This window comes from Stenotrophomonas sp. YJH_SMC_4, assembly GCF_059371575.1.
In genome coordinates this window covers 51,922-76,692 of sequence record NZ_JCAFUR010000005.1, presented here as the reverse complement: position 1 = coordinate 76,692, position 24,771 = coordinate 51,922, and the positions used below count along the sequence as shown (strand labels likewise).

The 24,771-nt window shown below is 64.9% G+C and carries 22 protein-coding genes and 3 tRNA genes; 4 read left to right on the top strand and 21 right to left on the bottom strand.

The annotated features are described in order from the left end of the window. Position 1: 1 nt before the first annotated feature. From rimP to AC5P9F_RS10005, 21 genes are all read right to left on the bottom strand, one after another. Positions 2-592 (bottom strand): ribosome maturation factor RimP, encoded by a 591-nt coding sequence (gene rimP, locus AC5P9F_RS10105; RefSeq protein WP_005410450.1) that lies wholly within the window; start codon positions 590-592, stop codon positions 2-4. 366 nt (positions 593-958) lie between these two features. After that, positions 959-1,035 (bottom strand) — tRNA-Met (locus AC5P9F_RS10100). A gap of 82 nt (positions 1,036-1,117) precedes the next feature. Beyond that, positions 1,118-1,194 (bottom strand) — tRNA-Met (locus AC5P9F_RS10095). 129 nt (positions 1,195-1,323) lie between these two features. Then, the gene (gene nuoN, locus AC5P9F_RS10090) at positions 1,324-2,784 is read right to left on the bottom strand and encodes an NADH-quinone oxidoreductase subunit NuoN (RefSeq protein WP_005410451.1); all 1,461 of its coding nucleotides are present in this window, start codon (positions 2,782-2,784) and stop codon (positions 1,324-1,326) included. Between the two features lie 15 nt (positions 2,785-2,799). Further along, entirely contained in the window at positions 2,800-4,308 is a 1,509-nt protein-coding gene (locus tag AC5P9F_RS10085; protein ID WP_005410452.1) for an NADH-quinone oxidoreductase subunit M, read from the bottom strand. A gap of 23 nt (positions 4,309-4,331) precedes the next feature. Continuing rightward, positions 4,332-6,491 (bottom strand): NADH-quinone oxidoreductase subunit L, encoded by a 2,160-nt coding sequence (gene nuoL, locus AC5P9F_RS10080; RefSeq protein WP_076739788.1) that lies wholly within the window; start codon positions 6,489-6,491, stop codon positions 4,332-4,334. A gap of 7 nt (positions 6,492-6,498) precedes the next feature. After that, a complete protein-coding gene (nuoK, locus tag AC5P9F_RS10075) occupies positions 6,499-6,804 on the bottom strand; it encodes an NADH-quinone oxidoreductase subunit NuoK (protein WP_005410454.1) in 306 nt (101 codons plus the stop codon). After that, positions 6,801-7,457, bottom strand: coding sequence for an NADH-quinone oxidoreductase subunit J (locus AC5P9F_RS10070; protein ID WP_010486441.1), 657 nt, complete (start codon positions 7,455-7,457; stop codon positions 6,801-6,803). Before AC5P9F_RS10070 ends, nuoK begins: the two co-directional genes overlap by 4 nt. Before the next feature lie 9 nt (positions 7,458-7,466). After that, entirely contained in the window at positions 7,467-7,955 is a 489-nt protein-coding gene (nuoI, locus tag AC5P9F_RS10065; RefSeq protein ID WP_005410456.1) for an NADH-quinone oxidoreductase subunit NuoI, read from the bottom strand. Between the two features lie 4 nt (positions 7,956-7,959). Continuing rightward, complete coding sequence (nuoH, locus tag AC5P9F_RS10060) at positions 7,960-9,054, bottom strand: NADH-quinone oxidoreductase subunit NuoH (RefSeq protein WP_005410457.1); 1,095 nt, start codon at positions 9,052-9,054, stop codon at positions 7,960-7,962. Next, positions 9,051-11,285, bottom strand: a complete 2,235-nt coding sequence (gene nuoG / locus AC5P9F_RS10055) for an NADH-quinone oxidoreductase subunit NuoG (RefSeq protein ID WP_076739789.1) — start codon at positions 11,283-11,285, stop codon at positions 9,051-9,053. Before nuoG ends, nuoH begins: the two co-directional genes overlap by 4 nt. Then, on the bottom strand, positions 11,282-12,622 hold the full coding sequence (nuoF, locus tag AC5P9F_RS10050; RefSeq protein ID WP_010486436.1) for an NADH-quinone oxidoreductase subunit NuoF: 1,341 nt from the start codon (positions 12,620-12,622) through the stop codon (positions 11,282-11,284). The genes nuoG and nuoF overlap by 4 nt, the downstream gene beginning before the upstream one ends. A 4-nt stretch (positions 12,623-12,626) precedes the next feature. Then, complete coding sequence (nuoE, locus tag AC5P9F_RS10045; protein WP_005410460.1) at positions 12,627-13,154, bottom strand: NADH-quinone oxidoreductase subunit NuoE; 528 nt, start codon at positions 13,152-13,154, stop codon at positions 12,627-12,629. Positions 13,155-13,251: 97 nt separating this feature from the next. Beyond that, on the bottom strand, positions 13,252-14,559 hold the full coding sequence (locus AC5P9F_RS10040) for an NADH-quinone oxidoreductase subunit D (RefSeq protein WP_005410461.1): 1,308 nt from the start codon (positions 14,557-14,559) through the stop codon (positions 13,252-13,254). Continuing rightward, positions 14,556-15,305: an NADH-quinone oxidoreductase subunit C gene (locus AC5P9F_RS10035; protein ID WP_005410462.1), complete on the bottom strand. Its 750-nt coding sequence runs from the start codon at positions 15,303-15,305 to the stop codon at positions 14,556-14,558. Before AC5P9F_RS10035 ends, AC5P9F_RS10040 begins: the two co-directional genes overlap by 4 nt. A 33-nt stretch (positions 15,306-15,338) precedes the next feature. Further along, positions 15,339-15,893 carry a NuoB/complex I 20 kDa subunit family protein gene (locus tag AC5P9F_RS10030; protein WP_005410463.1) on the bottom strand — a complete coding sequence of 185 codons (555 nt, stop codon included), beginning with the start codon at positions 15,891-15,893 and terminating at the stop codon, positions 15,339-15,341. Next, a complete protein-coding gene (locus AC5P9F_RS10025; protein ID WP_005414075.1) occupies positions 15,884-16,240 on the bottom strand; it encodes an NADH-quinone oxidoreductase subunit A in 357 nt (118 codons plus the stop codon). The genes AC5P9F_RS10030 and AC5P9F_RS10025 overlap by 10 nt, the downstream gene beginning before the upstream one ends. Before the next feature lie 111 nt (positions 16,241-16,351). Next, positions 16,352-16,436, bottom strand: a tRNA-Leu gene (locus AC5P9F_RS10020). Positions 16,437-16,487: 51 nt separating this feature from the next. Next, positions 16,488-16,925 carry a preprotein translocase subunit SecG gene (secG, locus tag AC5P9F_RS10015; protein WP_005410465.1) on the bottom strand — a complete coding sequence of 146 codons (438 nt, stop codon included), beginning with the start codon at positions 16,923-16,925 and terminating at the stop codon, positions 16,488-16,490. A 31-nt stretch (positions 16,926-16,956) separates the two neighbouring features. Further along, positions 16,957-17,712 carry a triose-phosphate isomerase gene (gene tpiA, locus AC5P9F_RS10010; RefSeq protein ID WP_005410466.1) on the bottom strand — a complete coding sequence of 252 codons (756 nt, stop codon included), beginning with the start codon at positions 17,710-17,712 and terminating at the stop codon, positions 16,957-16,959. A 780-nt stretch (positions 17,713-18,492) separates the two neighbouring features. Next, complete coding sequence (locus AC5P9F_RS10005) at positions 18,493-19,470, bottom strand: isopenicillin N synthase family dioxygenase (protein WP_005410467.1); 978 nt, start codon at positions 19,468-19,470, stop codon at positions 18,493-18,495. Between the two features lie 153 nt (positions 19,471-19,623). Between AC5P9F_RS10005 and AC5P9F_RS10000 the strand changes: the two genes are divergently transcribed. The 4 genes from AC5P9F_RS10000 to galE all read left to right on the top strand — a co-directional run bounded on the left by AC5P9F_RS10000 (position 19,624) and on the right by galE (position 24,627). Further along, entirely contained in the window at positions 19,624-21,504 is a 1,881-nt protein-coding gene (locus tag AC5P9F_RS10000; protein ID WP_111117731.1) for a DUF3413 domain-containing protein, read from the top strand. Positions 21,505-21,522: 18 nt separating this feature from the next. Beyond that, positions 21,523-22,668: a glycosyltransferase family 4 protein gene (locus AC5P9F_RS09995; protein ID WP_005410469.1), complete on the top strand. Its 1,146-nt coding sequence runs from the start codon at positions 21,523-21,525 to the stop codon at positions 22,666-22,668. Continuing rightward, a complete protein-coding gene (locus AC5P9F_RS09990) occupies positions 22,661-23,518 on the top strand; it encodes a polysaccharide deacetylase family protein (protein ID WP_005410470.1) in 858 nt (285 codons plus the stop codon). The genes AC5P9F_RS09995 and AC5P9F_RS09990 overlap by 8 nt, the downstream gene beginning before the upstream one ends. Before the next feature lie 68 nt (positions 23,519-23,586). Further along, positions 23,587-24,627: a UDP-glucose 4-epimerase GalE gene (galE, locus tag AC5P9F_RS09985; RefSeq protein WP_099479367.1), complete on the top strand. Its 1,041-nt coding sequence runs from the start codon at positions 23,587-23,589 to the stop codon at positions 24,625-24,627. Positions 24,628-24,771 lie beyond the last annotated feature (144 nt).

Genomic DNA, 24,771 nt, shown 5'->3' with positions numbered 1-24,771 from the left:
CTCACTCCGCGCGCGGCTTCTTTGCCGCCGGCTCGTTGGAAGAAGAATTCGTGTTCGGCTTCGGACGCTTCGGCGCCGGACCGGTCGGCTTGCTCGGGGCCAGCCCCAGCGCCACCCAGTCGGGCATGATCCGTGCCTTGTCGATATTGTCGGCCGACACCACCACTTCGGTCTTGTCGACGATGAAGGTGATGGTGCCTGCAGCCTCGTCGGTTGCCTCGATACGGCCCTGCAGGCGACGACGGTTGTCCTGCGGCAGCTTCAGCGTGACCTTGGCCGATTCCCCCTGGTGGCGAGCGAACTGCTCCAGGTTGAACAGCGGGCGATCCACGCCCGGCGAGGACACTTCCAGCGTGTAATTGCCGCTGATCGGGTCTTCGACGTCCAGCTGCGCCGACACTTCGCGACTGACCCGCTCACAGTCGTCGACATTGATGATGCGCTCGGGCTGTTCAGCCAGCGGCACGTCGATGTAAAGGCGCAGGGTCGCACCGCCGGGGGCCGGCAGATACTCAACGCCCAGCAGCTCCAGGCCCAGCGACACAACGGTCGGGGCGAGCAGATTCGCGATGTCGGTTGCCTTGTCGCTCACAGCCTGCCTTGATCTCTTGGTTGGGTGCCGGCTTTGGCCGGCGTGAAAACATGACGCCCCGGAAACGACAAAGGGCCCGCTGGGCCCCTTTTCCGGAAAGACTCCGGTGACTGGATTCCGGTTGCAACCTGCAGTGCCTGCCGGTTGCGGCCCTCCTTCCGGGTCCGGACTCCCGCCGGGAGGCCGCCTTCAGGGGTACTGCTAGGCCGCTGATGATAGCGGCTGCACCGCGCTGGTGCAAGGTGCGGACCTGGGGTCAGATCCCTTTCCCGCGGAAAAGGGATCTGACCCCGATCACGCAGAAACGACGCAGCCACCCAAAGAAAAACGCCTTCGAAGCAGGACTTCGAAGGCGATCTCTTTACTTGGTAGCGGGGGCAGGATTTGAACCTGCGACCTTCGGGTTATGAGCCCGACGAGCTGCCAGACTGCTCCACCCCGCATCAGAAGCGGAATTATGAGCGTTGGCTCCAAAAAATGCAAGCTTTCCCTCATTCATCAAACCGGTTGGCGCCGATCTGAAGTTGGTAGCGGGGGCAGGATTTGAACCTGCGACCTTCGGGTTATGAGCCCGACGAGCTGCCAGACTGCTCCACCCCGCACCGGAAGTGTTTGAACTGCTGCCCTGCTCTCTTTCGAGGAGGGCTACCGCAACGATGTTCTGGCTGAACCGCTGCAGTGACAACTCAGGCTGCGCATATTACACGAATCGCGCAGCTTTGTGTCAACTTTTATGCAAGATGCGCAAATGCCTGCTGGCACCAGACCATGATCGGGTTCCAGGCCAGGCCCAGCGCCAGCAGCGCCAGCGCGTTCACGCCCAGCACCAGGCCCAGCACGCGGTCGTTGCTGCGCGGCATGGCCTCGCCCACCGGCTCATCGAAGTACATGACCTTGATGACGCGCAGGTAGTAGAAGCAGCCGACCACGGCACACAGCACGCCGAGGATGGCCAGCCACAGCAGGCCCCCGTTGACGGCCGCGCCCAGCACCGCCAGCTTGGTCCAGAAGCCCAGGAACGGCGGAATGCCGGCCAGCGACGCCATGATGCACAGCACCAGGCCGGCCATCCACGGGTTGCGGGCATTGAGGCCCTTGAAGTCCTCGATGTTCTCGGCTTCGAAACCGGCACGCGACAGCGCGATGATCGCGCCGAAGGCGGCGGTGGACATGATGGCGTAGGCCAGTGCGTAGAACAGCGCGGCGGCATAGCCCTGCGCGCCACCACCGGCGATGCCCATCAGCAGGAAGCCGATGTGCGAGACGGTGGAGAATGCCAGCATGCGCTTGAGGTTGCTCTGCGCGATGGCCATCAGGTTGCCGATGACCAGCGAGACCGCGGCCAGGCCGGCGATCAGCAGCTGCAGTTCAGTCGACAGCGGACCCACGCCCATTTCCAGCAGGCGGTAGGCCATGCCGAAGGCGGCCAGCTTCGGCGCCGAGCTGATGAACAGCGCGATCGGTGCCGGGGCACCCTGGTACACGTCCGGCAGCCACATGTGGAACGGTGCGGCACCCAGCTTGAAGGCGACGCCGGCGATCATGAACACCGCACCGGTGATCAGCAGCACGCGCTCTTCCGAGTGCGGGATGGCGTCACGGATGACGTCCAGGTGCAGGCTGCCGGTGGCGCCGTAGATCAGCGACATGCCGTACAGCAGCAGGCCCGAGGCCAGCGAACCCAGCACGATGTACTTCATCGCCGCTTCCGAGGCCAGACCGTTCTCACGGTTGCTGGCAACCAGTGCGTAGGAGCACAGCGCCAGCAGTTCCAGGCCCAGGTAGACCATCAGCAGGCTGCCGGCCGAGACCAGAATCATCATGCCGGCGGTGCCGAACAGGATCAGCACCGGGATCTCGCCCTGGAACAGGTTGCGGTCACGCAGGTAGCGCCAGCCGTAGACCAGGGTCAGGCCGCTGAGCAGCACGATCCCGGTCTTCATCACGTCCGCGGCGGTATCGCGCACGAACATGCCATGGAAGACCTCGCCCTGCCCGCCCACGCCGGTGGCCAGCATGAACAGCACCACGGCCAGCGCAGCGAGCGAGAACAGGTGGGTGACGATCTTGTTCCGGTTGCTGACGAACAGGTCGAGGATCATCAGGGCGAAGGCGCTGCCGATCAGCACCAGCTCGGGAGCGAGCGGTGGCAGGTCAGCGGCGGTCAATGGCAGCAGCGGCGAGGTGGTCATCATCAAATCCTGGAATTACAGCAGCTTGCTGGATGCGATCTGCATCGCCAGCTTCGCGATCGAGGGCTCCATCAGGTCGGTCAGCGGCTTGGGGTAGATGCCCAGGGCCAGCACGCCGATGGCGAACACGCCCAGCACCAGCCATTCGCGGCCGTTGATGTCCTTCAGTTCGGCCACGTGGCTGTTGGCCACTTCGCCGAAGAAGATGCGCTTGTACAGCCACAGGGTGTAGGCGGCGCCGATGATCAGGGTGGTGGCCGCGCCCAGTGCGATCCACGGATTACGCTGGAAGGCCGACAGGATGACCATGAACTCGCCGACGAAACCGCTGGTGCCCGGCAGGCCCGCATTGGCCATGAAGAACAGCATGGCGAAGGTGGCGAACCACGGCATCACGTTGACCACGCCGCCGTAATCGGCGATGCGGCGGCTGTGCATGCGGTCGTACAGCACGCCGACACAGGAGAACATCGCACCGGACACGAAGCCGTGCGAGATCATCTGCACCATGGCGCCCTGCAGGCCCAGGCGGGCAGCATCGGCGTTGCCGGCTTCACGCACCAGCCACAGGGCGATGAAGGTGCCCAGGGTGACGAAGCCCATGTGCGCGATCGACGAGTAGGCGATCAGCTTCTTCATGTCGTCCTGCACCAGGGCGACCAGGCCGACGTAGATCACCGCGATCAGCGACAGCGCGATCACCAGCCAGGCCCATTCCTGCGACGCGTCCGGGACGATCGGCAGGTTGAAGCGCAGGAAGCCGTAGCCACCGATCTTCAGGGCGATGGCGGCCAGGATCACCGAACCGGCGGTCGGCGCTTCCACGTGGGCGTCCGGCAGCCAGGTGTGGACCGGGAACATCGGCACCTTGACCGCGAAGGCGATCAGGAAGGCGAAGAAGATCCAGGTCTGTTCCTTGGCCGACAGCGGCAGCGCGTACAGGTCGGCCAGCTGGAAGCTGCCGCCCTTCATGTACAGGTAGATCAGCGCCACCAGCATCAGCACCGAGCCGAGGAAGGTGTACAGGAAGAACTTCAGTGCTGCGTAGATGCGGCGCGGGCCACCCCAGACACCGATGATCAGGAACATCGGGATCAGCATGGCTTCGAAGAACACGTAGAACAGCATCGCGTCCGTCGCGGCGAAGATGCCGACGGTGACGCCTTCCAGGATCAGGAAGGCCGCCACGTACTGGTTAACGCGCTTGTCGATGGCGCTCCAGGCGCCGATCAGGGCAAGCACGCTGACCAGGGTCGTCAGCAGGATCAGCGCCACGGCAATGCCGTCCACGCCCAGGTTGTAGCCGATCTTGTACGCCGGGATCCAGGCATGGGTCTCGACGAACTGCAGGCCGTCGATGCCCGCGTTGTAGCCGCTCAGCAGCGAGAGGCTTGCAACGAAGGTGAGCACCGCGACGCCCAGCGACGCCCAGCGGGCAGTCTGTGCATCACGGATCGCAAGGATCAGGGCGCCACCGATGATCGGCAGCCAGATGAGGACACTGAGTAGAGGCCAGTTCGACACGTCTTCTTATTCCGTACAGGTCATCAACGCAGGTAATGCATCAGCACGCCCAGCAGGGCAATCAGGCCGATGATCATCGCGAAGGCGTAGTGATAGAGGAAACCGGATTGGGTACGACGCAGCACGCCGGCTGCAACGTCCACAACACGTGCCGAGAGATTGACCACACCGTCGACGATGTTGCTGTCGATCCAGCGCGAGACCTTGCCCAGCTTGACGCTGCCACCGGCAAAGCCATCGATCCACAGCTTGTCGAAGCCGTACTTGTTTTCCAGCACCGAAACGATCGGGGCGAAGGTCTTGCGTGCCTTGCCCGAGAGGTCCGGCTTCCACAGGTAGAACAGCGCAGCCAGCAGGAAGCCCGCCAGGGTCAGCCAGAACGGCGGCAGCATCATGCCGTGCAGCGCGAACGCGACCGGGCCATGGAACTCTTCACCCAGGAACGCGACGGTGTTCTTGGCCGGATCGTAGAAGTCGACGATGCCGGTGAAGAACGTCTGTGCCTGGCCCTTGATCGCCTCGTGCGCATGGTGGCCGGCCCAGTCGGTGCCGTGCAGCATCGGACCGATGCTGAAGAAACCGATGGCGATCGACGGGATGGCCAGCAGGATCAGCGGCAGGGTCACCACCCACGGGGTTTCATGCGGCTCATGCGGACCGTGGCCATGGCCGTGGTCGTCATGGGCATCGCCATGGTGGGCATCGGCGGCGTGGTGATCGTCATGGCCGTGGCCATGATCGTCGTGCGCGTCGCGGAAACGCTCCTTGCCGTGGAAGGTCATGAACAGCAGTCGGAAGCTGTAGAAGCTGGTCACCAGCACGCCACCCAGCACCGCCCAGTAGCCATAGGTCGCCACCCAGCTGTTCTGCATGTGGGCGTGGATCTCGGCCGCCTCGATGATCGTGTCCTTCGAGTAGAAGCCGGAGAAGAACGGCGTACCAACCAGGGCCAGCGTACCGATCCACATGGTGATGAAGGTGATCGGCATGTACTTGCGCAGGCCGCCCATCTTGCGCATGTCCTGCTCGTGGTGCATCGCGATGATGACCGAGCCGGCGCCCAGGAACAGCAGGGCCTTGAAGAAGGCGTGGGTCATCAGGTGGAACACGGCGGCCGAGTAGGCCGACACGCCCAGGGCGACGGTCATGTAGCCCAGCTGCGACAGCGTGGAGTACGCGACGACGCGCTTGATGTCGTTCTGCACGATGCCGATCAGGCCGGTGAAGAACGCGGTGGTGGCACCGATGAACAGCACGAAGTTCAGCGCCGTCTGCGACAGCTCGAACAGCGGCGACATGCGGGTGACCATGAAGATACCGGCGGTCACCATCGTCGCGGCGTGGATCAGTGCCGAGATCGGGGTCGGGCCTTCCATCGAGTCCGGCAGCCACACGTGCAGCGGGACCTGGGCCGACTTGCCCATGGCGCCGATGAACAGGCAGATGCAGATGACGGTGGCGATCGACCAGATCACCGGCTCGTTCAGCAGCTGCATGCCCAGGATCGTGCCGTCCCAGATCTGCAGCTGGGCGCGCGGGTCAGCCAGCATGCCGGCCTGCGAGAACACCTGCGAATAGTCCAGGGTGCCGAACACCCACAGCACGCCGGCGATGCCCAGCAGGAAGCCGAAGTCACCGACGCGGTTGACCAGGAACGCCTTCATGTTGGCGAAGATCGCGGTCGGGCGCTTGAACCAGAAGCCGATCAGCAGGTACGACACCAGGCCCACCGCTTCCCAGCCGAAGAACAGCTGCAGGAAGTTGTTGCTCATCACCAGGGTGAGCATCGAGAAGGTGAACAGCGAGATGTAGCTGAAGAACCGCTGGTAGCCCGGGTCGTCCTGCATGTAGCCGATCGTGTAGATGTGGACCAGCAGCGATACGAAGGTCACCACCACCATCATCATCGCGGTCAGCTTGTCGACCATGAAGCCGACGTGCGCCGAATACTGGCCGACTTCGAAGAACGTGTAGATGTTCTGGTTGAACGGCTGCGCGCCGCCCCACATCAGCTGGTAGAACGTGTACATCGACAGGCCGCAGGCTACCGCGACGCCGAGGATGGTGATGGTCTGCGCGCCGAAGCGCTTGACCTGGCGACCGAACAGGCCGGCGATGATGCTGCCGAACAGCGGTGCAAGCACCACTGCGATCAACAGACTCTTGGAGAGAGTGATTTCCATCTGTGGATCAGCCCTTCAACGAATCGACTTCGCCGACATTGATCGTGCGGCGGGTACGGAACAGGGTCACCAGGATCGCCAGGCCGATGGCGGCTTCCGCGGCGGCGACGGTCAGGATGAAGAACACGAACAGCTGGCCGGACGGATCGCCCAGCTGACGCGAGAAGCCGACGAAATTGATGTTCACCGACAGCAGCATCAGCTCGATCGACATCAGCAGGACAATGACGTTCTTCCGGTTGAGGAAGATGCCGGCCAGGCTGATGGCGAACAGCACCGCGCCAAGCGCAAGCATGTGGCCAAGGGTAATCACGGCTGGGTCTCCTCGCCGGTGGCCGGCTTGCTGTTGCTGTGCACGACCGGTGCTTCGGCGCCCATCTTGACCATGCGCAGGCGCTGGCCGGCCTTGACCATGGTCTGCTCACCCGGGTTCTGGCTCTTCACGCCGGTACGGCGACGCAGGGTCAGCATCACGGCGGCGACCACGGCCACGGTCAGGATGACGGCGGCGAACTCGAACGGCAGCAGGTATTCGGTGAACAGCGTGCGCGCCAGCCAGGTGACGTTGGAGCTGTCGGCAGCGACCGCAGCGGCGTTGTCGGCCGGGAACGGAGTGACCGCCCTGCCCTTCACGCCGATCAGGATCAGCATCTGCACCAGCATCGCCACTGCCACGATCAGGCCGACCGGCAGGTAGCGCACCCAGCCCTCACGCATCTTGGTGGGATCGATGTCCAGCATCATCACCACGAACAGGAACAGCACCATCACCGCGCCGACGTAGACCAGCACCAGCGCCACGCCGAGGAACTCGGCGCCCACCAGCAGCCACACGCAGGCAATGGAGAAGAAGGTCAGCACCAGGCACAGCACTGCATGCACCGGGTTGCGCACGCTGATCACCGCACCGGCCGAAACCGTTGCCGCGATGGCGAACACCCAGAAAGCGATATTTACCCAATCCATCTCTCGACCTCAGCGGTAAGCGGCATCGGCGGCACGACGCTCGGCGATCTCGTTTTCGAGACGATCGCCAAGGGCCAGCAGCTGCGGCTTGGTAACGATGTTTTCGCCACGGTTCTCGAAGTGGTACTCGAGGATGTGGGTTTCGACGATCGAGTCCACCGGGCAGCTTTCTTCGCAGAAGCCGCAGAAGATGCACTTGAACAGGTCGATGTCGTAGCGGGTGGTGCGGCGGGTGCCGTCCTCGCGCTTGGCCGAGTCGATGGTGATGGCCAGGGCCGGGCACACCGCTTCGCACAGCTTGCAGGCAATGCAGCGCTCTTCGCCGTTGGGGTAACGGCGCAGCGCGTGCAGGCCACGGAAGCGCGGCGACTGCGGGAACTTCTCCATCGGGTACATCATCGTGTACTTCGGCTTGAAGCTGTACTTCAGCGTCAGCCAGAGGCCCGCCAGCAGTTCGAGCAGCAGCAGGCTCTTGAAGTAATGGGTAATCCTGTTCATCACTTTAGACGCCCTTTTGAATCACGCCGAAGAACACCATGACGGCGGTAACCGCGATCCACAGAATGGCCAGCGGGATGAAGACCTTCCAGCCCAGGCGCATGATCTGGTCGTAGCGGAAACGCGGGAAGCTGGCACGGAACCAGATGTAGGCACTGGCGAAGAAGAACACCTTGACGAACAGCCACGGTGCACCGCCCTTCCAGATCCAGTCGACCAGCGGCGAGACATCGCCGAAGTTGACCCAGCCCTGGACCGGGCTCAGCCAGCCGCCGAGGAAGAAGATCGAGATCAGGAAGCTGATCAGGATCATGTTCGCGTATTCGGCCAGGAAGAACAGCGCGAAGGCACCGCCGGAGTATTCGACCATGTGGCCGGCGACGATTTCCGATTCGCCTTCCACCACGTCGAACGGCGCGCGGTTGGTTTCAGCCACGCCCGACACCCAGTAGATGACGAACAGCGGGAACAGCGGCAGCAGGAACCAGTCGAAGAAGCCGGAGCTGCCGGCCTGCGCCATCACGATGTTGCTCAGGTTCAGGCTGCCAGCGGCGATCATCACGCCGACCAGGGCGAAGCCCATGGCGATTTCGTAGCTGATCATCTGCGCCGAGGCGCGCATGGCACCCAGGAACGCGTACTTCGAGTTGGACGCCCAACCGGCCAGGATGATGCCGTAGATGCCCAGCGAGGTCATCGCCAGCAGGTACAGCAGGCCGGCGTTGGCATTGGACAGCACGATCTGCGAATCGAAGGGGACCACCGACCAGGCCGCGAAGGCCGGGGCCAGGGTGATCAGCGGTGCCAGCAGGTAGATCGCCTTGTTGGCGCTGCTCGGCTGGACCACTTCCTTGAACAGCAGCTTGAAGACGTCGGCGAAGGCCTGGAAGATGCCCATGCCCACGTACATCGGGCCGTGGCGGACGTGCATCCAGCCGATCAGCTTGCGTTCCCAGACCACGTAGAAGGCCACCGAGATGATCACCGGAACGGTGATCACCAGGATCTTCAGGATGATCCAGATCAGCGCGCCGATGTCACCGAGGCCAAGCAGCCACTGGTGCAGCGGGTCGACCGCGTTCAACAGCAATTCGTTCATGCAGCCACCACCGTTACGCGAGCAGCACCCAGCGGCGCGGTCGCGCCGTGGCCCGATTCAATCCAGACCGAACCCGCAGCGACGCGGGCGTCGACCACCACCGGCAGGGTGGCCTTGCCGGCATCGGTGCCGACCTTGGCCATCTGCCCTTCCTGCAGCTGCAGGCGAGCGGCATCTTCAGCGTTCAGCACGATGCGCGGGGCGTTGTTGAGCGGATGCGACTGCAGTGCCGGGGCGCGACGGACCACCGCATCGGTGCGGTAGATCGCGGCGGTCGAAGCCACTTCCAGGCCTTCGCCGGCAATCACCGGCTGCGCCGAAGCGGCAACGGTGACCGACACCGGGGCCAGGCTGGCACGCAGGCCGGCCAGGTCGGTGAAGTCGAAACCGGCCAGCGCCATGTCGCCGCCCAGTGCGCGCAGCACGCGCCAGCCTTCACGGGCCTCGCCCGGCAGCTTGCCGCCGGCACGGGCCGACTGCTCGCGACCATCGAGATTGGTCAGGGTGGCGTCGATTTCCGGCAGCGCACCGATCGGCAGGATCACGTCGGCGACGTCGCGGGTCGAGGCACAGGCGAACTGGCTGAAGGCCACCACCTGGGCACCGGCCAGCGCCTTGCGCGCGGCAGGTGCATCGGCGAAATCCAGGCCCGGCTCCAGGCCGTACACCACGTAGGCCTGGCGCGGCTGCGCCAGCATCGCGGCGACGTCCTTGCCGGCCGGCAGCACGCCGGCGCGGGTCAGGCCCACGGCGTTGGCGCCCTGCGGGATGCGGCACAGCTTGGCACCGGTGGCGGCGGCGAAGTCACGCGCGGCGGCGCGGATGGCGGCAGCCTGCGGGTGGTTTTCGGCGATGCCACCAACGATCAGCACGGTGTTGTTGCCGCCCTGCACCGCCGAACGCAGCTCGGCGTTGGCCAGCGCGTCGACGAACTTCGACGGTGCAACGATCTGCTTGCCGGCAATGCTGAAGGCGAAGTCGAAGTCCACCGGATTGACGACGTGGATCTTCGCGCCCTTGATGGTCTGCGCCTTGCGCAGGCGGGCGTGCAGCAGCGGCAGTTCGTGGCGGATGTTGCTGCCCAGAACGACGATGCGGTCGGCGCCTTCGATTTCGGCCAGCGGCAGGCCGAACACTTCGGCGGTTGCAGCGTCGGAGAAATCACGGTTGTTGATGCGGTGGTCGATGTTGCTCGAGCCCAGGCCCTTGGCCAGGCGGGCCAGCAGCGCGCCTTCCTCGTTCGAGGTGGACGGATGCACCAGCACGCCCAGGTTGTCGCCCTGGTTGGCCTTGAGGATCTCGACGGCCGCGGCCAGGCCTTCGGCCCAGCTCACTTCCTTCCACTCGCCATTGACCTTGCGCAGCGGCTTGACCGCACGGTCTTCGCTGTACAGACCCTGGTGCGAGTAGCGGTCACGGTCGGACAGCCAGCACTCGTTCACCGCTTCGTTGTCGCGCGGCACGGTGCGCAGCACTTCGCCGCGACGCACGTGCAGGAACAGGTTCGAACCCATCGCGTCGTGGTAGCCCAGCGACTCGCGCGCGGTCAGTTCCCACGGGCGGGCGCGGAACTGGAACACCTTGTTGGTCAGTGCGCCGACCGGGCAGACGTCGACGACGTTGCCGGACAGTTCGGTGGTCAGCGGCTTGCCGTCGAAGGTACCGATCTGCAGGTTCTCACCGCGGTACATGCCACCCAGTTCGTAGGTACCGGCGACGTCGGCGGTGAAGCGGACGCAGCGGGTGCACTGGATGCAGCGGGTCATCTCGGTGGCGACCAGCGGGCCCATGTCCTCGTCCGGCACCACGCGCTTGCGCTCGTTGAAGCGGCTGACCGAACGGCCATAGCCCAGCGACACGTCCTGCAGCTCGCACTCGCCGCCCTGATCGCAGATCGGGCAGTCGAGGGGGTGGTTGATGAGCAGGAACTCCATCACCGAGCGCTGGAACTTCAGTGCCTTCTCGCTGCGGGTGGCGACCTTCATGCCATCCATCACCGGAGTGGCGCAGGCCGGCGCCGGCTTCGGCGACTTTTCCACGTCCACCAGGCACATGCGGCAGTTGGCGGCGATCGGCAGCTTCTCGTGGTAGCAGAAGCGCGGAATCGAAATGCCGGCCTTGTCGGCCGCCTGGATGATCATCGAACCCTTGGGCACGACCAGCGACTTGCCATCGATTTCGATGGTCACGTGATCCGGTGGCACGTTCGGGTTTACGGGTTGCGCGCTCATGCGGCGGCTGCCTCCACCTTCTTGCCGTCAACCATCGAATGACCGTTGACGATGTAGTACTCGAATTCGTCCCAGAACTGGCGCAGGAAGCCCTGGATGGGCCATGCAGCCGCTTCACCGAACGCACAGATGGTGTGGCCTTCGATCTGGCCGGCCACCGCCTTCAGCTGGTGCAGGTCTTCCATCGTGGCCTTGCCGGCGACGATGCGCTCCAGCACGCGGTGCATCCAGCCGGTGCCCTCACGGCACGGGGTGCACTGGCCACAGGATTCCTTGTGGAAGAACTGGCTGATACGGCAGGCGAACTTGACGCAGCAGACGCTGTCGTCGAGCACCACGATCGCGCCCGAACCCAGGCCGGAGCCCAGTGCACGGATGGTGTCGTAGTCCATCGGCAAGTCCTTCAGCTCGGCCGCGGTCAGCACCGGCATCGACACGCCGCCCGGGATCGCACCCTTCAGCGTGCGGCCCGGACGCAGGCCACCGGCCATTTCCAGCAGGTCGTGGAATTTGGTGCCGAGCGGCACTTCGAAGTTGCCGCCATTCTGCACGCAGCCGGACACCGAGAAGCACTTCGGACCGCCGTTGGCGGTCAGGCTCAGGCCCTTGAACCACTCCGGACCGTTGCGGATGATCGCCGGCACCGAGCCATAGGTTTCGGTGTTGTTGATCGTCGACGGCTTGCCGTACAGGCCGAAATTGGCCGGGAACGGCGGCTTGTAGCGCGGCTGGCCCTTCTTGCCCTCCAGCGATTCCATCAGCGCGGTTTCTTCGCCGCAGATGTACGCGCCGGCGCCCAGCGCGCCGTAGATGTCGATGTCCACGCCGCTGCCGAGGATGTTCTTGCCCAGCCAGCCGTTCGCATAGGCGTCGGCCAGGGCCTGCTCGAAGTGCTCGAACGGCTCGTGGTGGAACTCACCGCGCAGGTAGTTGTAACCCACGGTCGAACCGGTGGCGTAGCAGGCGATCGCCATGCCTTCCACCACCGAATGCGGGTTGTAGCGCAGGATGTCGCGGTCCTTGCAGGTGCCCGGCTCGGATTCGTCCGAGTTGCAGAGGATGTACTTCTGCATGTTGCCCTTGGGCATGAAGGACCACTTCAGGCCGGTCGGGAAGCCTGCGCCACCGCGGCCGCGCAGGCCCGAGGCCTTGACCATCTCGATGACCTGCTCCGGCGGGATCTTCTCTTCGAGGATCTTGCGCAGGGCGGCGTAGCCACCGGTCTTCAGGTAGCTTTCGTACGACCACGGGGTGTCGTAATGCAGGGTGGTGTAGACCACCTGGTGCGGCAGCGGCGCGGGGCCGACTGGACCCTTGGATTCGTGGTGATGTGCCATGCCCTTACTCCAGCCCGTCCAGCAGCTCGTCGACCTTTTCCAGGGTCAGACGCTCATGGTAGTGACCGTTGATGACCATCATCGGCGCGCCACCGCAACCGGCCAGGCACTCTTCCTCGCGCTTGAGGTAGACGCGGCCGTCCGGGGTCGATTCACCGTGCTTGATGCCCAGCTTCTTCTCGCAATGGCGCACGATGTCCTCGGCGCCATTGAGCCAGCAGCTGATGTTGGTGCAGATGGCCACGTTGTTGCGGCCCACCTTCTCGGTCTCGAACATCGAGTAGAAGCTGGCGACCTCGTAGGCCCACACCGGCGGCAGGTCCAGGTACTTGGCCACGCCGGCGATCAGTTCGTCGGTCAGCCAGCCCTGGTTCTGCTCCTGGGCCGCATGCAGGCCCTGCAGCACGGCAGAGCGCTTGCGGTCCGGCGGGAACTTGGACAGCCAGTGATCGATGTGAGCGCGGGTCTTGTCGCTCAGCACCACCATCGGGTCGACGTCGCGCGCCGCCTCGAAATTACCTGTCGCCTTCATCGGCCGACCTCAGCGAAATGCATAACGTGAAATTCCAGAAACTGCGGCGCCGGCTTGCGCCGGCTGCCTGCAGCGGGCGTTGGCGTGGCGGACGGCATTACCGGTCAACCTCGCCGAACACCAGGTCGTAGGTACCGATCATCGCCACCACGTCGGCCAGCATGTGGCCGCGCACGATCGAATCGATCGAGGACAGGTGGGCGAAGCCCGGCGCACGCAGGTGCACGCGGAACGGCTTGTTGGCGCCATCGGAGACCAGGTAGCAGCCGAATTCGCCCTTCGGGGCTTCCACCGCCGAGTAGGTCTCGCCGGCCGGCACGCAGTAGCCTTCGCTGAACAGCTTGAAGTGGTGGATCAGCGCTTCCATGTCGTCCTTCATGTCCTCGCGCCTGGGCGGAGCGACCTTGAAGTTCTTCACCATCACCGGGCCCGGGTTGGCCTTCAGCCACGCCACGCACTGCTTGATGATGCGGTTGGATTCGCGCATTTCGGCAACGCGGACCAGGTAACGGTCGTAGCAGTCGCCTTCCTTGCCCAGCGGGATGTCGAAATCGACGGCATCGTACTTGGCGTACGGGCGCTTCTTGCGCAGGTCCCAGGCCACGCCCGAGCCACGCAGCATCACGCCGGTCATGCCCCACTGGTGCGCCAGTTCCGGCGTCACCACGCCGATGCCGACGGTACGCTGCTTCCAGATACGGTTGTCGGTCAGCAGGGTTTCGTATTCGTCGATGCGCTTGGGGAACTCGACGGTGAAGTTCTCCAGGAAGTCCAGCAGCGAGCCCTCGCGCGAAGCATTGAGCTGCTTCAGCGCCTTGCCCTTGTGCCAGCGCGACTCCTTGTACTTCGGCATGTGGTCCGGCAGGTCGCGGTAGACACCGCCCGGACGGTAGTACGCCGCGTGCATGCGTGCGCCGGAGACTGCTTCATAGCAATCCATCAGCTCTTCGCGCTCGCGGAAGGCGTACAGCATCACCGCCATCGCACCCAGGTCGAGCGCGTTGGAGCCCAGCCACATCAGGTGGTTGAGGATGCGGGTGATCTCGTCGTACATGGTGCGGATGTACTGCGCACGCTCCGGCGCCTCGATGCCCATCAGGGTCTCGATCGCGCGCACGTAGGCGTGCTCGTTGCACATCATCGACACGTAATCCAGTCGATCCATGTAACCGATCGACTGGTTGAACGGCTTGGACTCGGCCAGCTTTTCGGTACCACGGTGCAGCAGACCCACGTGCGGGTCGGCGCGCATGATGGTTTCACCGTCCATTTCCAGGATCAGACGCAGCACACCGTGAGCGGCCGGATGCTGCGGGCCGAAGTTCATGGTGTAGTTGCGGATTTCCTGCCGACTTTCGGCGGCGTTGCTGGCGAATGCTTCGCCGGCCTGGTGTACGTGGCTCACTTCACTGCCTCCTGCGCGCGCTCACCTTCTGCGGTCTGCAGACGGGCGTCGTCGCGGATCACGCGCGGCACGCCGACACGCGGCTCCACCGAGGTGACCGGTTCGTAGATCACGCGCTTCTTTTCTTCGTCGTAGCGGACTTCGACATTGCCGATCAGCGGGAAGTCCTTGCGGAACGGATGGCCGACGAAACCGTAGTCGGTCAGGATCCGGCGCAGGTCCGGGTGGCCTTCGAAGATCACGCCGTACAGGTCGAACGCTTCGCGCTCGAACCAGTTCAGGCCCGGCCAGATGCCGGTCAGCGAGGACACCACCGGCAGTGCTTCGTCAGGGGCGAAGCAGCGCAGGTGCATCATCAGGTTGTGCTGGTACGAGCGCAGCTGGGCGACCACGGCGAAACGCTGGGTCGGCATGTGCTGCGGGCGGGCACCGTCGGCACCGTTTTCCTCGGTGGGGAACTCACCCCACGCGAAACGGCCCTGGGCCTTGCCTTCGACGCCACGGCTGAAGCCCTGCGAGGACACGTCGGCGGTGTCCCATTCGTCGGAGCCATAACCCAGGTAATCGACGCCGCAGAGATCCACGGCCTGCTCGAAACCAAACTCGTCACGCAGCGCCAGGGCGGTGGCGTGCCACTCGGCGGCAGGCACTTCCAGCGTCACTTCGCCGCGGGGTTCGACCACGATGACCTTCGCACCAGCGAAACGTGCGGAGAGTCGGTCGATGAAGGATGCTTGCTCTGCCATGGGGGCTTGGCGCGCTCTTGTCAGGTGAAGGGGTCAGCGGGCGATGGTCTGTGTACGCCAGATCTTCTTCTGCAGCTGCAGGATCCCGTACACCAGCGCCTCGGCGGTCGGCGGGCAACCCGGGACGTAGACGTCCACCGGCACCACGCGATCACAGCCGCGCACGACAGAATAGGAGTAGTGGTAATAGCCGCCACCATTGGCGCAGCTACCCATCGAGATGACCCACTTCGGGTCCGGCATCTGGTCGTAGACCTTGCGCAGCGCCGGGGCCATCTTGTTGACCAGGGTACCGGCCACGATCATCACGTCGGACTGGCGCGGCGACGGGCGGAACACCACGCCGTAGCGGTCAAGGTCCAAGCGCGCGGCGCCGGCGTGCATCATCTCGACCGCGCAGCAGGCCAGACCAAAGGTCATCGGCCACATCGAGCCGGTGCGCGCCCAGTTCAGCAGTGCATCGACGCTGGTGGTGACGAAGCCCTTTTCCAGCAGCGGGTTGTCGCCTTCCGGCCGCAGGATGTCATCAACCCGGCCTTCCGGCGTGGGGTTGTTCATGAGGCCATCGAGAGTCTGAATCACTCCCATTCCAGCGCTCCCTTCTTCCAGACGTAAATGAAACCGAGGAACAGCATGCCGACGAACAGGCCCATGGTGACGAGCGAACGCGCGCCCAGCTCCATGAAGACCTGGGTCCACGGCACGATGAAGATGATTTCCAGGTCGAAGACGATGAACTGGATCGCGATCAGGTAGTAGCGCACGTCGAACTTCATGCGCGCGTCTTCGAAGGCCTCGAAGCCGCACTCGTACGGCGACAGCTTTTCCAGATCGGGGCGGCGGGGACCGAGGAATCGACCAACCAGCATCAGCGTAATGCCGATACCGGTGGCAACGATCAGAAACAGCAGAGACGGCAAATATTCGGCCAGCACAGCGATTCTCTCTTGCCTCTGCCGCTGCGCCTGCAGGCGCTTTGGCATGGGGGAGTGGACGGGAATCTACCTGGCGCCTTGCGCGCCAGGCGAACCCGCTTTACTTACAAATGGTGCCCAAGAGGGGACTCGAACCCCTACGACCTAAGTCGCTACCACCTCAAGGTAGTGCGTCTACCAATTCCGCCACCTGGGCAAACGATCACATCAGACTATCTTCCCGATGCGCCGCGTATTGTAACCGGCTTCAGTGTTTCTGGGAGCCTTCCGAAGGCTTTTCTTCACCAGAAACCGAAGATTCCGCCTGAGCCGGCACATTCGCGGCCGGAACCGGGGCGGCCGGGACCGCATCAGCCTTCGGAACGGCCGGCAATTCGCCTGCCGGAGCCGCCGGAGCGACCGCCGCCGGGGCGGACATCAAGCCCAGATCCTGGTCGGCCGCCGGACGACTGCCATGACCGGCATACCAGGCCATGAAGAGGCTGATGCCGAAGAACACGACGGCCAGCCACTTGGTCGACTTGGACAGGAAGTTCGAGGCGCCACGCGCACCGAACACCGTACCCGAGGCGCCGGCACCAAAGCCCGAACCCGCCGCCGCACCCGAGCCACGCTGCATCAGGATCAGCGCGATCATGGCCACAGCGACCAGCACGTAGACGACATTGAGGATCAACATCAGCATTGGAAACCGCCCTCGGACAATACTTCTAGGATTAGTTCGCGGCCGCCGCCCTTGCGATGGCCAGGAAGTCCGCAGCCACCAGGGAGGCGCCGCCGACCAGCCCACCATCGACATCCGGCTGCGCGAACAGTTCCCCGGCATTGTCGGGCTTCACGCTACCGCCGTAAACAATGGGCAGTGAATCAGCGATTCTAGCATCGATACGCGCGACTTCGCCACGGATGAACGCGTGCACCTGCTGTGCCTGCTCCTTGGTGGCGGTACGGCCGGTACCGATGGCCCAGACCGGCTCATAGGCGACCACAGCCTGGGCGAAACCGGCCGCGCCAACCAGCTCCAGCACCGGTGCCAGCTGGCTGGCGATGACCGCTTCGGTCTGCCCGGCCTCGCGCTGTTCCAGGGTCTCGCCCACGCACAGCACCGGCACCAGGCCGGCGTGCTGGGCGGCGGCGAACTTGCGCGCGACCAGCTCGCTGCTCTCGTGGTGGTACTGGCGGCGCTCGGAATGGCCGACCAGGCCATAGCGGGCCCCGACCTCGACCAGCATGGCCGCGCAGACCTCGCCGGTGTAGGCGCCCTTCTCGTTGCTGCTCACGTCCTGCGCGCCAAAGGCCAGGCCGGTCTCGCCGAAGTCCTCGACCAGCTCGCCCAGGTACGGCAGCGGCGGCAGGATCACCACGTCCACCCCCTCCAGCGGCAGCCCGGCAGCCACCTGCCCCAGCAGTTCATTGGCGAATTGACGGCTGCCATGCAGCTTCCAGTTTCCGGCGACGATCTTGCGGCGCATGAGCGGGTGGCTCCTGTGTGAAGTCAGCCGGTCATGATACCCGCTGCGGCAAAAATCCGTTTCCTTGTAAGCGGTTACATGGATTTTCAGCCAATGGCGCAGCCCCTCGTGGCGGGGGGGGGCGGGGGGCGGGGTTTGGTTGCTCGCGGAGAGCCAGGCTAGATCCAGGGCTTGGCCGGGCGGGTGGGACTGCGCAGGGGACGCTGCAAGTACGTCCATGTAAGCTCGATCGCCGCATCCATGCGGCTCACGCCCCTGCGCAGCCCCACCCACCCGGCCTCTGACACAGTCCGGCGGTTCCGCCCGCCACGGAAAGAAAAAAGAAGAGCAAGAGCAAAGGCAAAAGCTGTATTCCGGGTTGCTGCCGGCTGGACCAACCCCTACCCCACTTCGATCCGACAGATCTCATCCACGCAAGGCGTGGATCTACCGTGTCGACCAAGGTCGACACCCACCAACCGTCACCGGGAAACTGTTGAAGGCGGGGAGGTGTGGGTTGGCAGGACCATTGGCGCCATGGATGGCGCCATCGAGCCCCCAGGGGTGGGGGCGCTTTGCTTGCGAAGCACTGCTTCGCAAGCGCCCGAACGCACAGCCGCCAGCGGCTGGGCCGGTCTGGGGGTTCACGGCGCGTCCCGCCAACCCACACCGCCCCGCCCAACACGCAGAAACCCAGAGCCGCTTTGGCTTTGGACTTGCCGGCCAGCGGCCGGCACTGCCGCGGGTGCAGGGTGCAACCCTGCAAAGACAAAGGCCGCCTTTCGGCGGCCTCACTTTTCTTTACTTCAGCTTGATCTCGCGCAGGCGCTCCTCGAGGAAGCCGTGGGCGGTGATCGGCTCCGGGTACCGGCTCGGGTTCTCCGGGGTGATGCACGAGGGCAGCACGTCGATCAGGAAATCCGGGTTCGGGTGCAGGAAGAACGGCACCGAGTAGCGCGGCTGGCGGGCCAGCTCGCCCGGGGGGTTGACCACGCGATGGATCGTCGACGGGTACACATGGTTGGTCAGGCGCTGCAGCATGTCGCCGATGTTGACCACGATGGTGTCCGCGTCCGAGGTGAACGGCACCCACTCGCCCTCATGCGACTGCACCTCCAGGCCCGCGGCGCTGGCGCCGACCAGCAGGGTGATGAAGTTGATGTCGCCATGCGCGCCGGCACGCACGTTCGGGATGTCGTCGGTGGTGATCGGCGGGTAGTGGATCGGGCGCAGGATCGAGTTGCCGAAGTTGGTCTTGTCGGCGAAGAAGTCTTCCGGCAGGCCGATGTGCAGGGCCAGCGCGGACAGCACGCGCGAACCCAGGTTGTCCAGCGCCTGGTACAGGCCGTAGCCGCGCTCACGGAAGCCCTCGACCTCGGTCGGCCACAGGTTCGGTGCCATCACATCGCGGTACTTGGAGTCGTCGGCGATTTCACGACCGATGTGCCAGAACTCCTTCAGGTCGAAGTGCTTGGAGCCCTTGGCGGTTTCCACGCCGAAGGGGGTATAGCCGCGGGCGCCGCCGCTGCCGGCCACGTGGTACTTGCGCTTGACCTCTTCCGGCAGGGCGAAGAAGGCCTTGAAGGCATCGTAGGCCGCGTCGATGTCGGCCTGCGGAATGCCGTGGTTGCGGATGCCCGCGAATCCCCATTGGCGGTAGGCCGCGCCCAGCTCGGCCACGAAGGCCTCGCGGTCGCTGTCGAAACGGGTGATGTCGAGGGTGGGGATCTGGCTCACAGCAATTCCTGGCTTGTCATTGGGTCTGGGGGGCCTGCGCATTCATGGCCCGCCTGAACATTGTGACAGATCACCCGGCGGACGCTACTCGATCCTCGGAAACAAATCGATACAATGCGCGACCTGCGCACAATTTAACGAATCCATCACGTTGGCAGCGCAAGCCCCGACCGCGCCTCCCCGACCCGACGCACCATGCCCGACGCCCCAGCCGCCATCGCTCTTCCCTCTGCGGGCCCTGCCCTTCGCTGGCGCCGGCTTGCGTGGTGGTCCCTGTTCGTCCTGGGCAATGCACTGCTGGCGACGATGATCACCCTCGGCAACGTGCCGCTGTACGACAACCCGGGCGGCCACCAGGGCCTGGCCTATCTCGCGATTGCCCTGCCCGGGCACCTGCTCGCCTTCGGCGCGCTGGCCGGCGCGCTGCCACTGCTGCTGGGCCTGTGGCCGCGCAGCGCGCGCACGCTGAGCATCAGTGCGGTACTGCTGCAGGGCTTGTGGTTGTGCCTGCTGCTGGTCGACGCCAAGGTGTTCACCCTGTACCGCTTCCACCTCAATGCCATGGTCCTGAACATGGTGTTCGGCGGCGCCCTGCAGGACCAGGTTGCGTTGTCGTGGAAGACCTGGGTGCAGGTCGGCCTGCTGGTGGCGGCCATTTTTACCGCCGAGGGCATCCTGGCCTGGGCGTGCTGGAAGCTGCTGCCGGCCGCGCCCCGCCGGCGCAGGGTGCTGCAGGCCTGGGCGGTGGTCGCCCTGCTGATGGCGAGCGGCCAGGTGGCCACCGCCTACTACGACGCACGCGGCGACCGTGACGTGATTGCCCAGTGGAACTACCTGCCCTGGGCCCAGCCGATCACCGCCAAGAGCTTCATGCGCAGGCTGGGCGTGGTCAGTGAACAGCAGGTCGGCCTGCCCGATCCTCGCCATGCGCAGCTGCTGTATCCGCTGCAGCCACTGCGCTGCCAGAGCCCACAGCGGCCCAATGTACTGATGGTCGTGCTGGAATCGCTGCGCCACGATGCGCTTACTCCGCAGATCATGCCGAACACCTCGGCACTGGCGGCCTCCGCTCGTGTCTACGACCGCCATTTCAGCACGGGCAACGCCACCCGCTATGGCCTGTTCGGCCTGCTCTACGGCCTGCCGGGCGGCTACTGGCAAAGCATGCTTGACGAACAGCGCGGCTCACAGCTGTTCAAGGTGCTGGGCCAGCAGGGGTACGACCTGCATCTATACGGCAGCGCGCCGATGTACAGCCCGGAATTCGACCGCACTGCATTTGCGGACGTCCGCGACCAGCTGCACCAGGGCCCGCCCGGCCTGGGTTCGGAAGGCCGTGACAGCAGCATCGTAGCCTCGCTTCAGAAGGACATCCGTGCAAGCCAGGCAGCCCACACGCCGTGGTTCGGCTTCGTCTTCCTCGATTCCACCCATGCGCCCTACCACATGCCCGCAGGCTACCCGCCGCTGGCGACCCCGATGGCGCAGGAAATCGACTTCCTCAGGTTCGGTCCGGACCACGACCCGGCCCCGGAACTGAACCGTTACCGGACCGCCGTGCATTACGCCGACAGCCTCGTCGGCACCCTGCTGGACGATCTGCGCGCGCAGGGCCTGGATCAGAACACCATCGTCCTGGTCACCGGCGACCACGCCGAGGAGTTCAACGACCTGAAGCTGAACTACTGGGGCCACAACGGCAACTTCTCCGACTACCAGCTGCAGGTACCGTTCGTGCTGCACTGGCCCGGCCAGGCCAGCGGCCATGAGACACGCACCAGTTCACATGAGGACTGGGTGCCGACGTTGATGCGCCACGCCCTGGGCTGCGAGAACGCACTGAGCGACTTCAGCACCGGCCAGGATCTGCTGGCCGAACCCGCAGGCGAGCGCGCACTGGTGGTGGAAAGCTGGTCACAACGCGCCGTCCGCCATGGCAATGGCATCTACGTGTTCGACAAGTTCGGCAATGCGACGGCGCTTGACCTGCATTACCGCCCGCTGCCGCGCCAGGCCCCGGATGCCGGCGCCGTCCGTACCGCATGGGAAGCGCTGACCCGCTTCCGCAACCGCTGACCACAGAGGATGGATTCCATGAAACGCTCGCTGCGGATCCTGCATACCGAAGCTGCCCGGGGAATGGGCGGCCAGGAGATCTACATCTTCCGCCACATGCAGGTGATGCGTGCGCGTGGGCACCAGGTGTCGCTGCTGTGCCAGCCCGATGCCCGCCTGGCCCAGCTCGCGCGCGACGATGGCTTCACTGTGCATACTCTGCGCATGGGCGGCCTGGCACGGCTGCTGCGCGGCATCTGGTCGGTGTCACGCCTGGTACGCCGCGAACGCTACGACGTGGTCAACACCACCAGCCGCCGCGACGCACTGATCGCCGCGGCCGGCGCACGCCTGGGCGGCACGCCACTGGTGGTGCGCTCGCGCCACCTGATGAGTCCGGTCAATTCGTTGCTGACCTATACCGGTCTTCCGCACCGGATCATCACCGTCAGCGATTTCGTCAAGCGGCTGCTGGTCGACCGCGGCATTGCCGCCGAGCACATCGGCATCGTGCCCCCCATGGCGACGCCGCCGCGCTGGGGCATGACCGAGCAGGGCGATCCCTGGGAGAACCTGCAGGCCACCCGCGCACAGGTCCGCGCCGAACTCGGTTTCGCCGAGCGCGACATCGTGGTCGGCTGCGTGGCCGTGCTGCGCGAGCCCAAGGGCCATGCCGAGCTGCTGCGCGCCATGGCGCCACTATGCAAGACCAATCCCGACCTGCACCTGGCCGTGGTCGGCGACGGCGAGCCGGTCATGGGCCGCCTGCAGGCCCTGCGCAGCGAACTCGGGCTGGAGCGCCAGGTGCACCTGCTCGGCTTCCGCAGCGACGCACACCGGCTGATGGCCGGTTTCGACATCTTCGCCCTGGCCACCCACAAGGAAGCCTCGGGGACCGTGTTCCTCGAGGCGGCGCAGGCGGCACTGCCGATCGTCTCGCATCGCGTTGGCGGCGTGCCTGAAATGCTGGTGGAAGGCAGCAATGCCATCCTCACCCGGCTGGGTGATGACGCCGCCCTCACTGGTGCGTTGCGGCTGCTGGTGGATGATCAGGAACGTCGCCGGCAGATGGGCCGCGCCGGTTGGGACTGGATCCGCAGCGCCAAGCAGTTCAGCGCGGCCGGCCACGGAGAGGCCACTGAAAACTACTACCTCCAATGGTTGAAGGAGCTGGGTCATGGCTAACGCCAGAACCGTACCGGTGCTGATGCACCACCATGTCAGCAACTCGCCGGGAATGATCACCGTATCCCCGGAGAACTTCGAGAGCCAGATCGCCTGGCTCGCACGGACCGGCTGGACCTCGCTGACGCTGGACCAGTACGCCGGCTTTCTCGCCGGGAAGCCGGTGCCGCGCAAATCGATCGTGATCACGTTCGACGACGGCTACCTGGACAACTGGGTCTACGCCCATCCGATCCTGCAGAAATACGGCATGCATGCGGTGGTGTTCGTGGTCACCGGCTGGATGCACGAAGGTCCGATCCGCCCGCATGCAGGCATCGAAGGCGCCGAGCTGCCGGCCACGCCGGAACATCGCGCCTGCGAGGACCTGATCTACAAGCAGGGCCGCAGCGACGAAGTGATGATGCGCTGGAGCGAAGCGCGTGCGGCAATCGAAGCCGGCACGTTCGAGGTCCACTGCCATACCCACAGCCACACCCGTTGGCTCAAGCGCGATGACCTGGACCGTGCGCAGCGCCGCGAAGGCATCAGCGGCGACCTGGCCATGGCGAAGCAGACGCTGCTGGAGAAGCTCGGCGAAGTCTCCGATACGCTGTGCTGGCCCTATGGTGACTTCGACGATGACTACATCGAAGTGGCACGCGAACAGGGCTTCCGCTACCTGCACACCACCCATCCCTTCGGCCGCAACGTGATTGGCGGCGATCCGGAGCGGATCTATCGCTTCGCGATCCGCAACCGGCCGGCCAGCTGGCTGCGCAAGCGCATCGCATGGAGCTACAACCCGTTGATCGCGCCGATCTTCAACGGCTTCAAGGCGCGGCAGAAGAAGATGGTGCCTGGCCCGTAGGAGGCCACGTTCATCTTGATCGCGGCAGCACCCGTTTTTCGAATGGACTCAAAGGAACAGTGAAGGCAATGAACGTACTGGTGACCGGCGGTGCTGGCTACATCGGCTCGCATGCATGCGTGGAGCTGCAGCAGCAGGGGCACGGCGTGGTCATCGTGGACTCGCTGTGCAACAGCGACGCCAGCGTGGTCGAGCGCATCGGACGGATCACCGGCACGGCACCGGTGTTCGTGCAGGCTGACATCCGGGACCGGCCGCGCATGGCCGCCTTGATGCAGGAGCACGCGATCGATGCCGTACTGCACTTCGCAGCGCTCAAGTCCGTGGGCGAATCCCAGAAGATTCCACTGCAGTACTTCGACAGCAACATCAGTGGTTCGATTGCCCTGCTCGGTGCCATGCAGGATGCAGGCGTGCAGTTGCTGGTCTTCAGCTCTTCGGCAACGGTGTACGGCAACCAGGACCACTGCCCGGTGGCCGAGACCGCTTCAACCTGTGCGATGACGCCCTATGGGCGCACCAAGCTGGTGGTCGAGCAGCTGCTTGCCGACCTGGCGGCAACGGGCCAGGACCTGCATATCGCGACGCTGCGCTACTTCAACCCGGTCGGCGCCCACGCCAGCGCGCTGATCGGCGAGCTGCCGCATGGCACGCCGAGCAACCTGATGCCCTACATCGCGCAGGTCGCCGCCGGGCTGCTGCCGGAGGTCCAGGTCTTCGGGGACGACTATCCGACCCATGATGGTACCGGCGTGCGCGACTACATCCATGTGCAGGACGTCGCCAGCGCCCACGTACTGGCCCTGCAGTTCCTTCGCGACCAGCGGCGCAGCATCACCCTCAACCTTGGCACCGGCCAGGGCCACAGCGTGCTGGAACTGATCCAGGCCTTCGAACTCACCACCGGCGTGCGGGTTCCGTTCCGCATCGTACCGCGGCGTGATGGCGACATCGCGGTCAGCTTCGCCGATGCCTCGCTGGCGCTGCGCGAGCTGGGCTGGAAGGCGCGTCACGATCTCACCGACATGTGCCGGGACACCTGGAAGTGGCAGCGGGCGATGTCACGCACCGCACACGGTGCAATGCCAGAGCACCTGCCCGCGCGCTGATGCGGGCAGGACCCAGCGGTCGGAAACGCCCGTACACGACGCGTCACAAGGTGCACAGCCGCAGCTGAACGCGATCGCGGGTCGCGCACGGTTGAGTCCCCCTCCCAGAAAAAAACATGGCCGCAAACGCGGCCATGTCGGGTG

What these genes read in the sequence shown, in the direction of transcription:
- nuoN (WP_005410451.1), bottom strand. Translation starts at nt 2,784, where the DNA reads ATGACCACCTCGCCGCTGCTGCCATTGACCGCCGCTGACCTGCCACCG.
- nuoL (WP_076739788.1), bottom strand. Translation starts at nt 6,491, where the DNA reads ATGGAAATCACTCTCTCCAAGAGTCTGTTGATCGCAGTGGTGCTTGCA.
- AC5P9F_RS10070 (WP_010486441.1), bottom strand. Translation starts at nt 7,457, where the DNA reads ATGGATTGGGTAAATATCGCTTTCTGGGTGTTCGCCATCGCGGCAACG.
- nuoI (WP_005410456.1), bottom strand. Translation starts at nt 7,955, where the DNA reads ATGAACAGGATTACCCATTACTTCAAGAGCCTGCTGCTGCTCGAACTG.
- nuoH (WP_005410457.1), bottom strand. Translation starts at nt 9,054, where the DNA reads ATGAACGAATTGCTGTTGAACGCGGTCGACCCGCTGCACCAGTGGCTG.
- nuoG (WP_076739789.1), bottom strand. Translation starts at nt 11,285, where the DNA reads ATGAGCGCGCAACCCGTAAACCCGAACGTGCCACCGGATCACGTGACC.
- nuoF (WP_010486436.1), bottom strand. Translation starts at nt 12,622, where the DNA reads ATGGCACATCACCACGAATCCAAGGGTCCAGTCGGCCCCGCGCCGCTG.
- nuoE (WP_005410460.1), bottom strand. Translation starts at nt 13,154, where the DNA reads ATGAAGGCGACAGGTAATTTCGAGGCGGCGCGCGACGTCGACCCGATG.
- AC5P9F_RS10035 (WP_005410462.1), bottom strand. Translation starts at nt 15,305, where the DNA reads ATGGCAGAGCAAGCATCCTTCATCGACCGACTCTCCGCACGTTTCGCT.
- AC5P9F_RS10030 (WP_005410463.1), bottom strand. Translation starts at nt 15,893, where the DNA reads ATGGGAGTGATTCAGACTCTCGATGGCCTCATGAACAACCCCACGCCG.
- secG (WP_005410465.1), bottom strand. Translation starts at nt 16,925, where the DNA reads ATGCTGATGTTGATCCTCAATGTCGTCTACGTGCTGGTCGCTGTGGCC.
- tpiA (WP_005410466.1), bottom strand. Translation starts at nt 17,712, where the DNA reads ATGCGCCGCAAGATCGTCGCCGGAAACTGGAAGCTGCATGGCAGCCGT.
- AC5P9F_RS10005 (WP_005410467.1), bottom strand. Translation starts at nt 19,470, where the DNA reads ATGCGCAGGCCCCCCAGACCCAATGACAAGCCAGGAATTGCTGTGAGC.
- AC5P9F_RS10000 (WP_111117731.1), top strand. Translation starts at nt 19,624, where the DNA reads ATGCCCGACGCCCCAGCCGCCATCGCTCTTCCCTCTGCGGGCCCTGCC.
- AC5P9F_RS09995 (WP_005410469.1), top strand. Translation starts at nt 21,523, where the DNA reads ATGAAACGCTCGCTGCGGATCCTGCATACCGAAGCTGCCCGGGGAATG.
- AC5P9F_RS09990 (WP_005410470.1), top strand. Translation starts at nt 22,661, where the DNA reads ATGGCTAACGCCAGAACCGTACCGGTGCTGATGCACCACCATGTCAGC.
- galE (WP_099479367.1), top strand. Translation starts at nt 23,587, where the DNA reads ATGAACGTACTGGTGACCGGCGGTGCTGGCTACATCGGCTCGCATGCA.